Below are 11,324 nucleotides of genomic sequence, written 5' to 3'. Positions count from 1 at the left end.
AGATCGAAGGCTCCTGGGTACGTCCACTTGCGTGTCATGCGCCCGTAACCAGCCGTCCGCCAGCGGATCTAAAGTCACGGCACGGCGAGGCGATCACGCCCGAAGCGTTCACCTCTTGAACGGATCGACGCCCGTAGACCCAGCCAAACGCTCACATGAGCGGCCTGCGACACGCCTGAGTTCGATCGATGAACGATCAAGGGGTGGCACTGAGTGCCACCCCTTGGAGAAGTGCAGTCGTTCTTGATCCGCTCATCCGAGCGGAACCCCTATCAAGCGTGGCGAGAATCACGCCTGCCGGTGGACGCGGATTTCACCATGCGGACCGGTACACACCGGCAAAACACGGCTGTCACACACCGAGGGCCAGCAGGCGCTCCTCGGCGCGCTCGGGCGCGTAGAGGTACTCGACGACCATGGCCCCCGCCCCGACCAGCCCGGCCCGCTCCCCCAGCCGCGCGGTCACCACGTCGAGGTGGGCCGTGGAGCGCGGCAGCGCCCGCTGGTAGAGAAGCTCCCGCACGCCGGTGAGGAACGGGGTCCCGGCCAGGTCGCCCGCGATCATCAGGACACCGGGGTTGAGCAGCGTCACGACGGTCGCCAGGACGTCGCCGACCAGCCGCCCCGCGTCCCGGGCGAACGCCGCCGCCTCGGGGTGGCCCTCCGCGAGCAGCGCGCGCACGTCGGAGCCGGACGCCGCCGGCACTCCGGCCTCCGCCAGCCGGCGGGCGACCGCGCCGCCGCTGGCCACGGCCGCGAGGCAGCCGCGCGAGCCGCACCGGCACACGGCGTCGGCGCCCACCCGGATGTGCCCGAGGTCGCCCGCGCCGCCGTCGACGCCCCGGTAGAGGGCGCCGTCGACCACGACGCCCGCGCCGATGCCGGTGGACACCTTCACGAGGACGAAGGCGGAGCAGTCCGGGTAGCCGGTGCGCTGCTCCCCGTAGGCCATGAGGTTGGCGTCGTTGTCCACCAGGACCGGTACGGGCGGTGCGCCGGTGTGCTCGGTGAAGGCCCGAGCGAGGCGGCCCCTTATGTCGTAGCCGTGCCAGCCCGGCATGATCGGCGGCTGCACCACCCGGCCGGTGTCGCTGTCGACGGGGCCGGGCACCGCGAGACCGATCCCGCACACCTCGGCGGCCCGGTGCCCCGACTGCTCCAGCAGGTCGGCGAGCCACCCGGCGAGTTCGCCGAGGACCGCCTCCGGGCCGTCCTCGACGGCCAGTCCGCCGGAGCGCTCGGCCAGGATCTCGCCGGTCAGGGTGAGGACGGCCGCGCGGGCGTGCCGGGTGTCCAGGTCCGCGGCGAACACGATCGCGTGGGCGTCGTCGAACTCCAGCGTGATGGCGGGGCGTCCGCCGAGCGGCGAGTCCACCGGGCCGCCCGCCCCCTCGCGCAGCCAGCCCGCGCGGAACAGCCGCTCCAGGCGCTGCCCCACGGTGGCGCGTGAGAGTCCGGTCACCTGCTGGAGGGCGCCGCGCGTGGTCGCCCGTCCGCTGCGGACCAGTTCGAGCAGCTCACCGGCGCTCGCCTGGTGCGTGCTCCTGCCGTTGCCGGTCCTGCCGGGCCGTCCGGTCATGCGCACCCCCTTGTGTTTCTCAACCCTGCATTACATATTGAGTTTTGCGTGTTAAATAGACGTAACCCTACGGTAGCCACTGCCGAACTGGTCGGCCGGACGTCCCCCGGGAGCTCTGAGTGGACCGCACAACCCGCCTCACCGCCCGCCGCACGGAGCACACGGAACTCGTGCGCACCTCGGCCCCGCCGCCGTTCCCCGGCGAGGGGCAGGCCGGCGGACCCGTCCCCATTGCATACGATCCGGGCGCCGTCCCGGGGTCGCTGCACATCAGGGCGTCCCGGGTGCTGGAGGGCAACTGGACGGGAACGTCGACCGTGCCGTCGCACGGCCTGTACCCCCACCAGTGGTCGTGGGACTCCGCGTTCATCGCGATCGGGCTGCGCCACCTGTCGCCGCTGCGGGCCCAGACGGAACTGGAGACCCTGCTCGCGGCCCAGTGGGCGGACGGGCGCGTCCCGCACATCGTCTTCAACCCCTCCGTGCCGCTCGACGCCTACTTCCCGAGCCCCGACTTCTGGCGGTCCTCGACCGCCGGGCGCGCCGCGGGCGCCCCGCGCACCGTACAGACCTCCGGCATCGTGCAGCCACCGGTGCACGCGCTCGCGGCCTGGCTGGTGCACTGCTCCGACCCCGGCCTCTCGCGGGCCCGCGGCTTCCTGGCGCGCGTCTACCCGCGCCTCGCCGCCTGGCACCGCTATCTGCTGCACCGCCGCGACCTCGGCGGCGGGGGCCTGGCCTCGGTGGTCCACCCCTGGGAGCAGGGCATGGACAACAGCCCTTGCTGGGACGCCCCGTTGGCCCGCATCTCCCCCGTGCCGGCCCGCGACTTCCGCCGTGCCGACCTCGACCACGGCGCCGCCGAGGACCGGCCCACCGACCTGGACTACGGACGCTACGTCCGCCTCGCGACGGACTACCGCGACGGCGGATACGCGGACGGGGCGGGCGGGTTCGCGGTCGAGGACCCGCTGTTCAACGCCCTGCTCATCGCCTCCGAGCACGCACTCGCCCGTATCGCACGGGAGTTGGGCGCCGCGGGCACCGGACGGCACGAGCGGGCCGAGCGGCTGACCGCCGCCCTGGTCGAGCGGCTGTGGGACCCGGCCGCGGGCATGTTCCGGTGCCGGGACGTGCGCGGCGGGGGGCTCGTGCCGGAGCGGTCGGTCGCCGGCCTGGTCCCGCTGATGCTGCCCGGCCTGCCGCGCGACATCGCCGCCGCCCTCGTCCGCACCCTGACGGGACCGCACTTCGGGCTCGGCCGCACCACCCGCCTCGCCCCCAGCTACGACCTGCTCGGCGAGGCCTTCGACCCGCACCGCTACTGGCGCGGGCCCGCCTGGTTCAACACCGCCTGGCTGCTGGAGCAGGGGCTGCGCGCGCACGGCGAGACGGGCAGGGCGGACGCGCTGCGCGACGCGGCGCTGGACACCGCGGACGCCACCGACTTCGCCGAGTACGTCGATCCGTACACCGGCGAGGGATGCGGCGCGACCGGCTTCAGCTGGACCGCCGCGCTCACGCTCGACCTGCTCCACCAGCCCCTCGGACACGGTGTGTCCCCCGTGGGCGACGGCACGTTCGACAAGACCGGAAAGTGAGAAGGGGAGGGGACCGGGGATGACGGAGCGGCATCATCTGCTCGTGCACGGGGGGACGTTCGCGGCCGTGGGAGACGGCGGCGACATCGGCGGGGCACGCGGGGCCGCCTTCCCGGACGGGCTGTTCGTACGCGACGCGCGGCACCTGAGCCGCTGGCAGCTCACCGTCGACGGCGGGGTGCCCGAGGCGCTGACGCCCGTCACCGAGGGGGACACCGCGCGGTGCGTGCTGGTGCCCCGGGGCGGCCGCCAGGAGCCGCCCGCGTACACCCTCTTCCGCGAACAGGCGGTCGGGGACGGCACGTTCGTCGAGTCGCTGCGCGTCACCAGCAACCGTCCGACGCCGACCACGGTCCGGCTCGCGCTCACCGTGGACGCCGACTTCGCCGACCAGTTCGAGCTGCGCTCCGACCACCGCACGTACAGCAAGACCGGCGCCGTCCGCTCCCGTCAAGTCACCGACGAGGGCGTGGAGTTCGGCTACCGGCGCGGCGAGTGGCGGTCCGGTACCACCGTCACCTCCGAGCCCGCCCCGGACGGTGTGGAGGAGACCGGGACCGGCGCCCGGCGTCTGGTGTGGACCCTCGACCTCGCCCCGCAGGGCGCCGCCGAACTGGCCCTGCGCGTGGTGGCCCGCCCGCACGGCCTCGGGACGGCCCCGCGGGTGCCCGCCTCCCCCGCCGAGGCGACCGAGCAACTCCGGTCCCTCGAAGGCGAGTTCACGGAGGGCGTGGCCCTCCCCACCGGCTGGCCCGAACTGGCCGCCGCCTGCGAGCGCGGCCTCGCCGACCTCGCCGCCCTCCAGGTGCCCGCACCCGGCGTGGACGGGGAGGAGGTCCGCGTCCCGGCGGCCGGCGCGCCCTGGTTCCTCACCCTGCTGGGCCGCGACGCCCTGCTCACCTCGCTGTTCGCGCTGCCCTACCGGGCCGGCCTCGCCGCCGCCACCCTCTCCGCGCTCGCCGCCGCCCAGGCCACGGAGGTCGGCCCCGAGTCGGCCGCGCAGCCCGGCAAGATCGTGCACGAGGTGCGGCACGGCGAGCTGGCCCACTTCGGGCAGGTCCCGTACGGGCGTTACTACGGCTCGGTGGACGCCACCCCGCTCTTCCTGGTGCTGCTCGACGCGTACGTCGAGCAGACCGGGGACACGGACCTCGCCCGCCGTCTGGAGCCCAACGCCCGTGCGGCGATGGGCTGGATGCTCGACCACGGCGGACTGACCTCGCTCGGCTACCTCGTCTACCGCTCGGACCACGGGGGCCTCGCGAACCAGAACTGGAAGGACTCCCCCGGCGCCATCTGCTGGGCCGACGGCACCCGCGCGAGCGGCCCGGTGACGGCGGCGGGGGCCCAGGGCTACGCGTACGACGCGCTGCGCCGCACCGCGCACCTCGCGCGCACCGTCTGGGACGACGAGGTGTACGCGGCGCTCCTCGAACAGGCGGCGGCCGACCTGCGCGACCGTTTCCAGCAGGACTTCTGGATGCGCCGGCACGGCTTCCCCGCGCTCGCGCTGGACGGCGACGGCCGCCAGGTCGACGCGCTCGCCTCCGACGCGGGGCACCTGCTGTGGTCGGGGCTGCTGGACAAGGAGTACGGCGAGGTCGTCGGCCGGCGGCTGGTCGAGCCGGACTTCTTCTCCGGCTGGGGCGTCCGCACGCTGGCCTCCGGCCAGGCCGCCTACCACCCGCTGTCGTACCACCGCGGTTCGGTCTGGCCGCACGACAACGCCCTGATCACCCTGGGCCTTGCCCGCTACGGCCTGCACGACGAGGCACGCTCGGTCGCCCACGCGCTGGTCGACGCGGCGACGGCGACCGGTCACCGCCTCCCCGAGGTCCTCGCCGGTTACGGCCGCGACAGCCACGCGGAGCCGGTCCCGTACCCGCACGCGTGCGTACGGGAGTCCCGCTCGGCGGCGGCACCGCTCGCGCTGCTCACGGCCGTCGGCGGCGGTTGACGTCAACGGCGGTGCGCCGCACGGTACTTGGCAGGTGTCGCGCCGGGGCCGGACCCCGACGGGTCCGGCCCCGGCCGCCTTTGACGAGGCGTTTGCCCGGTGTTTGCCGAGCGCTGGGGGCCTTGCGCTGAACACGGCCCACGGGCAGCCCGTACGGGAGTGCGGCGGAACGGTGACGTACCGGCTCCGCCGCTCACCGGGCTTCGTACGGGAGGACCTTCGGGTGTCCGTCTTCACCGCCATCGCACGCTTGCGCCAGCCGGCGCACCCCGCGGCAGCCGCACCGGCACCGCCCGACGCACCGGAGGGGACCGGGGTGAACGACCCTGCGACAGGAGGGGAGTTGGCGGACCCGGCGGACGGGGACACCGCGGGGACGGCGGCGGACGGGACCGACACGGCCGAAGCACCGGGGGCCGCCACCGAGCCCGCACCGGAACCCGGCGGGGAGAGCCAGGACGGCGCCCCCGGCTCGCCCCGGTCCGCCGGGGCGGCGGACAGGACCGACACGGCCGGAGCCCGCGCCGAAGCCGGGACGGAAACCGTGGCGGGGCCGCCGCCGGGCCGATCGACCGACGGCGAGCCCCCGGAACAGGCCGGGAAGGCCACGGAAAGCGACGCGTCCGCGACAGGGTCGGCCGCCGGGCAGCAGGATCATCAAGTGCGCGACGCCGCACGGGAGTCGGAACCAGGCAGCGTCACCCCCGAAGCCGACGTGCTCAACTCCCCGGCGGCCCCTGCCAGGCCGACGCCGGCACGGCCGACCGGCGCAGACGAAAACCCCGCGCCGGGCAAGGCAGCCAACGGAACCCGCGCCCCCGGGACCAAACCGGCCGCCGAGAACCGGACCGCCACCGAAGCATCGCCCGACCAACTCACCAGCACCGCCCGAGAGTCGGAACCCGGCACGCATACCCCCGAAGCCGACGCGCTCAACTCCCCGGCGGCCCCTGCCAGGCGGCCGACGCCCGGCCACTCAACCGACCCCGGCGAAAACCCGGTACCGAGCAAGGCAACCAACGGAACCCGCGCACCCGGGACCAAACCGGCCGCCGAGAACCGGACCGCCACCGAAGCATCGCCCGACCAACTCACCAGCACCGCCCGAGAGTCGGAACCCGGCACGCATGCCGCCGAAGGCGACGCGCTCAAGTCCCCGGCGGCCCCTGCCAGGCCGACGCCAGGCCACTCGACCGACCCCGGCGAAAACCCGGTACCGAACAATGCGGCCACCGGAACCCGCGCACCCGGGGCCAAGCCGGCCGCCGAGAACGGGGCTGCCGCCGGTACGTCACCCGACCAACTCCCCGGCACCGCCAAGGAGTCGGAACCCGGCACGCATACCCCCGAAGCCGACGCGCTCAACTCCCGGGCGGCCCCTGCCAGGCCGACGCCGGGCGGCTCGACCGACCCCGGCGAAAACCCGGTACCGAGCAAGGCAGCCAACGGAACCTGCGCACCCGGGACCAAACCGGCCGCCGAGAACCGGGCCGCCACCGAAGCATCGCCCGACCAACTCACCGGCAACGCCGAGGAGTCGGAACCCGGCAAGCGTGTCGCCGAAGCCGAAGCCGACGCACCCGGCCCACGCGCGGTGGCCGGTGACGGCGGCGCCCCGACTCCGGCCGCCGCAGCCGCTGTTCCGGGTTCCCGGCGTGGACCCGTCGTGCGGTGGCGGGAGGTGCGGCGGGCGCATCCGGCCGCGTCCCGGGTGCTGCGGGTCACGACCACCGTGCTCGCCGCCGTGCTCGTGCTCGTCGCGCTGCTGATGCCCAACCAGGTGCACGCCCTTCAGGCGGACCGGTTCCTGCGGCTGCCCGCCGAGGCCGTCGTCGGGGCCGTCGTGCTGCCGTGGCTGCCGCGCCGCTGGCGGACCGCGCTGGCCGCCCTCGCCGGGACCGCGCTCGCCTCCACCACCGTGCTGAACCTCCTCGACATGGGGTTCAACGAGTACCTGGGCCGCGCGTTCGACCCGATCCTCGACTGGGAGCTGCTGGACGACGCCCAGTCGTACCTGAAGGACTCGTTCGGCGGGACCGTCACCCTCGCGCTGACCGTCGGCCTCGTCGTGCTCGTGGTGCTGCTGCACGTGGTGCTGGCCCTGGCGATGGTCCGGCTGGCCGGGCTGCTGGCCGGCCACCGCCGTGCCGCCCTGCGCGGCACCCTCGTCGCGGCCACCGTCTGGATCACCTGCACCGCGCTCAGCGTGCAGGTGTCGGGCGTGCCGTTCGCGGCGCAGCGCACCACCGACGCGCTGAAGATCGAGGCGCGGCGGGTGCGGACCACGCTGCACGACGAGGCGGCGTTCCAGAAGGAGGCGAAGTCGGACGCGTTCGGCGCCACCCCCGCCGCCCAGCTCGTGCCGGACCTGCGCGGCAAGGACGTCATCTTCACGTTCATCGAGAGCTACGGCCGCAGCGCGATCGAGGACCCGGTGATAGCACCCGGCGTCGACAGCACCCTCGACACCAGCACGGCGGCGCTCGCTGCCGCCGGGTTCCACGCGAAGAGCGGCTGGCTGACGTCGGCGACGTACGGGGGCAACAGCTGGCTGGGGCACTCGACGTTCATGTCCGGCCTGTGGATCGACAACCAGAACCGCTACCGCACCGTCACCTCCAGCGACCACCTCTCGCTGACCAAGGCGTTCCAGAAGACCGGCGACTGGAACACCGTCGGCATCATGCCGGGCGTGCAGAAGGGCTGGCCCGAGGCGAAGTACTACGGCCTCGACAAGGTCTACAACGCCTTCCAAATGGGTTACCAGGGACCGAAGTTCAGCTGGTCGACGATGCCCGACCAGTACGCCCTCGAAGCGTTCCAGCGGCTGGAGCACGGCAAGAAGCAGGACAAGCCGCTGATGTCGGAGATCATCCTGACGTCAAGTCACCAGCCCTGGGCGCCCGTTCCGAAGATGGTCGACTGGGACACCCTGGGCGACGGCTCGGAGTTCGGGAGCATCGCCGACGCGGGGGTGAAACCGTCGGCGATCGTCACCGACTCCACCCGTTCCAAGCAGGAGTACGGCAAGTCGGTGTCGTACTCGGTGACCGCCCTGACCCAGTTCCTGGAGCGGTACGGCGACGACGACACCGTGCTCGTCTTCCTCGGCGACCACCAGCCGATCGCCCGGGTCAGCGGGGAGAACGCCAACCGGGACGTGCCGGTCGCGATCGTCGCCAAAGACCCGAAGGTGCTCGACGCCGTCTCGTCGTGGAACTGGACGGACGGGCTGAAGCCGGCGCACAACGCGCCGGTGTGGAAGATGAGTTCGTTCCGCGACCGGTTCCTGACGGCCTTCGGCTCGACCCCGCACCCGTCGCGGACGAAGTGAGCGCGCGGCGGCCCTCCGGGCACGGAGGGCCGCCGGGCGCGGAAGGGACGTCAGCCGCCGGAGGTGTCCAGTTCCGCGTCCTCGCCGATGCCCGCGCAGTCGTACGGGTCCTTCAGCCAGCCGTCGGGCAGCACGACGCGGTTGTTGCCGGAGGTCCGGCCGCGCGGGCCGTCGGCACCGGCCGGCCACGCCTGGTCGAGGTCCAGTTCGTCGAGGCCGGCCCGCAGGTCGTCCAGCGACGAGGTGATCGCGAGCCGCTTGCGCATGTCGGAGCCGACGGCGAAGCCCTTGAGGTACCAGGCGACGTGCTTGCGGAAGTCGATGACGCCGCGCTTCTCGTCGCCGATCCACTCGCCGAGCAGTGTCGCGTGCCGCACCATCACGTCGGCGACCTGCCGCAGGCCGGGCCGCGCGACGTCGTCGGGGCGGCCCTCGAACGCGGCCACCAGGTCCGCGAACAGCCACGGCCGCCCCAGGCAGCCGCGTCCGACGACCACGCCGTCGCAGCCGGTCTCGCGCACCATCCGCAGCGCGTCGTCCGCCGACCAGATGTCGCCGTTGCCGAGCACGGGGATCTCCGGGACGTGCTCCTTCAGCCGCGCGACGGCCTCCCAGTCGGCGGTGCCGCCGTAGTGCTGGGAGGTGGTGCGCCCGTGCAGCGCGACCGCGGTGACGCCCTCCTCGACGGCGATGCGGCCGGCGTCGAGGTAGGTGAGGTGGTCGTCGTCGATGCCCTTGCGCATCTTGATCGTGACCGGCAGGTCGCCCGCGCCGGCGACCGCCTCGCGCAGGATCGCCCGCAGCAGGTTCCGCTTGTACGGCAGCGCGGAGCCGCCGCCCTTGCGGGTCACCTTGGGGACGGGGCAGCCGAAGTTCAGGTCGATGTGGTCGGCGAGGTCCTCCTCGACGATCATGCGGACGGCCTTGCCGACCGTGGCCGGGTCCACGCCGTACAGCTGGATCGAGCGCGGCGTCTCGGTCGCGTCGAAGTGGATCAGCTGCATGGTCTTCTCGTTGCGCTCGACCAGTGCGCGGGTCGTGATCATCTCGCTGACGAACAGGCCCTTGCCACCGCTGAACTCCCGGCACAGGGTGCGGAAGGGGGCGTTGGTGATCCCCGCCATCGGCGCCAGCACGACGGGCGGCGCGACGGTGTGCGGACCGACGGACAGGGGGTGGCTCATCTGGGAACTCCGGGACGGGGGCGGGACCGCGTACGGACGGGCGGGCATCCATTGTCCCCCACCGCGCGGGCGGACCGTCCGGCACCGTCCGGCACCGCCCGCCGCGCTCCCACCGCGGGCGCTCCCCGCGCGCCGGTCCGGTGATCCCGTGCACCGGTCATTAGTTAACCGCACTATCGATGCCCGCGTACGATGGTGTCCATGCCCGAGCTCTCACACCGCCGACGAATGCTCGTGCTCGCCATCTGCTGCATGAGCCTGCTGATCGTGAGCCTCGACAACACCGTTCTCAACGTCGCGCTGCCCTCGATGCAGCGCGACCTGCACGCGAGCACGTCCGGTCTCCAGTGGACCATCGACGCCTACACCCTGGTGCTGGCCACCCTGCTGATGCTCTCCGGCTCCACGGCCGACCGAATAGGCCGCAAGCGGGTCTTCATGTCGGGCCTGGTGATCTTCAGCATCGGCTCGCTGCTGTGTTCGCTGGCGCCGAACCTGACCCTGCTGATCGTCTTCCGCATGCTCCAGGCGATCGGCGGTTCGATGCTGAACCCGGTCGCGATGTCGATCATCACCAACACCTTCACGGACCCGCGCGAGCGCGCCCGCGCGATCGGTGCCTGGGGCGCGGTGGTCGGCATCTCCATGGCGGCGGGGCCGCTGGTCGGCGGGCTGCTCGTGGAGTCGGTCGGCTGGCGCTCGATCTTCTGGCTGAACCTGCCGGTCGGCGTGGCCGCGCTCCTGCTCACCCTGCGGTTCGTCCCCGAGTCCCGGGCGCCGCGGGCCCGCCGCCCCGACCCGGTCGGGCAGGTCCTGGTGATCGCCCTGTTCGGCTCGCTGACGTACGCCATCATCGAGGCGCCCGGCTCGGGCCTGGCGACCGTACTGCCGTTCGCCGTGGTGGCCGCCCTCGCGCTCGGCGGGCTGCTCTGGTTCGAACCGCGCCGCAAGGAACCCCTGATCGAGCTGCGGTTCTTCCGTTCGGCGCCGTTCAGCGGGGCGACCGTGATCGCGCTGTGCGGGTTCGCGGGGCTCGGCGGGTTCCTGTTCCTGTCCTCGCTCTACCTCCAGAACGTGCGCGGCCTCGACGCCCTGCACGCCGGCCTGTGGATGCTGCCCATGGCCGTGCCGACGTTCCTGTGCGCGCCCCTGTCGGGCCGGCTCGTCGGCAGCCGGGGACCGCGGCTGCCGCTGCTGGTGGCCGGCTGCGCGATGACGGTGAGCGGGGTGCTGTTCGCTGCGTTCGAGGCCGAGACCTCGAACGTCACGCTGTTCGTCGGGTACGTGCTGTTCGGCATCGGCTTCGGCTTCATCAACGCGCCCATCACCAACACCGCGGTCTCCGGCATGCCGCGCGACCAGGCGGGCGTCGCCGCCGCGGTCGCGTCCACCAGCCGCCAGATGGGCCAGACCCTCGGGGTCGCGGTGATCGGCGCGGTGCTGGCGTCGGGCATCAGCGCGTCGGCGTACAAGGACACGTTCGTCGCGGCGGCCAGGCCCGGCTGGTGGATCCTCACCGCGTGCGGTGCCGTCGTGCTCGTCCTAGGCCTGCTGACCAGCGGCCGCTGGGCCCGGCGAACCGCCGAGGAGACGGCGGACCGGCTGCGCGCCCCGGAGGTCCGGGAGGCCGTCGGCACGAGCGCCTGAGCGGCGGGCGGGCGGACGGGCG

6 protein-coding genes are annotated in these 11,324 nt (G+C 73.4%); 4 read left to right on the top strand and 2 right to left on the bottom strand.

Annotation, left to right across the window (positions count from 1 at the left end):
* Nucleotides 1–352: 352 nt before the first annotated feature.
* A complete protein-coding gene (locus ACFZA0_RS02345) occupies nt 353–1,579 on the bottom strand; it encodes an ROK family protein (RefSeq protein WP_391009898.1) in 1,227 nt (408 codons plus the stop codon).
* A gap of 119 nt (nt 1,580–1,698) precedes the next feature.
* On the opposite strand from ACFZA0_RS02345, the gene ACFZA0_RS02340 reads away from it, so the two are divergent.
* From ACFZA0_RS02340 to ACFZA0_RS02330, 3 genes are all read left to right on the top strand, one after another.
* Nucleotides 1,699–3,180 carry an amylo-alpha-1,6-glucosidase gene (locus ACFZA0_RS02340; RefSeq protein WP_391009895.1) on the top strand — a complete coding sequence of 494 codons (1,482 nt, stop codon included), beginning with the start codon at nt 1,699–1,701 and terminating at the stop codon, nt 3,178–3,180.
* Between the two features lie 19 nt (nt 3,181–3,199).
* On the top strand, nt 3,200–5,137 hold the full coding sequence (locus ACFZA0_RS02335) for a glycogen debranching N-terminal domain-containing protein (protein WP_391009892.1): 1,938 nt from the start codon (nt 3,200–3,202) through the stop codon (nt 5,135–5,137).
* A gap of 1,594 nt (nt 5,138–6,731) precedes the next feature.
* Complete coding sequence (locus ACFZA0_RS02330; RefSeq protein ID WP_391009890.1) at nt 6,732–8,471, top strand: CDP-alcohol phosphatidyltransferase; 1,740 nt, start codon at nt 6,732–6,734, stop codon at nt 8,469–8,471.
* A gap of 50 nt (nt 8,472–8,521) precedes the next feature.
* On the opposite strand, the gene dusB is transcribed toward ACFZA0_RS02330, so the two are convergent.
* Nucleotides 8,522–9,655 (bottom strand): tRNA dihydrouridine synthase DusB, encoded by a 1,134-nt coding sequence (gene dusB, locus ACFZA0_RS02325; protein WP_391009887.1) that lies wholly within the window; start codon nt 9,653–9,655, stop codon nt 8,522–8,524.
* 201 nt (nt 9,656–9,856) lie between these two features.
* On the opposite strand from dusB, the gene ACFZA0_RS02320 reads away from it, so the two are divergent.
* Nucleotides 9,857–11,302, top strand: coding sequence for a DHA2 family efflux MFS transporter permease subunit (locus ACFZA0_RS02320; RefSeq protein ID WP_391009884.1), 1,446 nt, complete (start codon nt 9,857–9,859; stop codon nt 11,300–11,302).
* Nucleotides 11,303–11,324: the final 22 nt, after the last annotated feature.

The organism is Streptomyces sp. NPDC008150, assembly GCF_042956945.1.
Classification (GTDB): Bacteria; Actinomycetota; Actinomycetes; order Streptomycetales; family Streptomycetaceae; genus Streptomyces.
This window is presented reverse-complemented; position numbering and strand designations above follow the sequence as displayed.

Bases quoted from the DNA above. Each gene is read 5' to 3' on its own strand.
- ACFZA0_RS02320 (WP_391009884.1), top strand. From the start codon at position 9,857: ATGCCCGAGCTCTCACACCGCCGACGAATGCTCGTGCTCGCCATCTGC.
- dusB (WP_391009887.1), bottom strand. From the start codon at position 9,655: ATGAGCCACCCCCTGTCCGTCGGTCCGCACACCGTCGCGCCGCCCGTC.
- ACFZA0_RS02335 (WP_391009892.1), top strand. From the start codon at position 3,200: ATGACGGAGCGGCATCATCTGCTCGTGCACGGGGGGACGTTCGCGGCC.
- ACFZA0_RS02345 (WP_391009898.1), bottom strand. From the start codon at position 1,579: ATGACCGGACGGCCCGGCAGGACCGGCAACGGCAGGAGCACGCACCAG.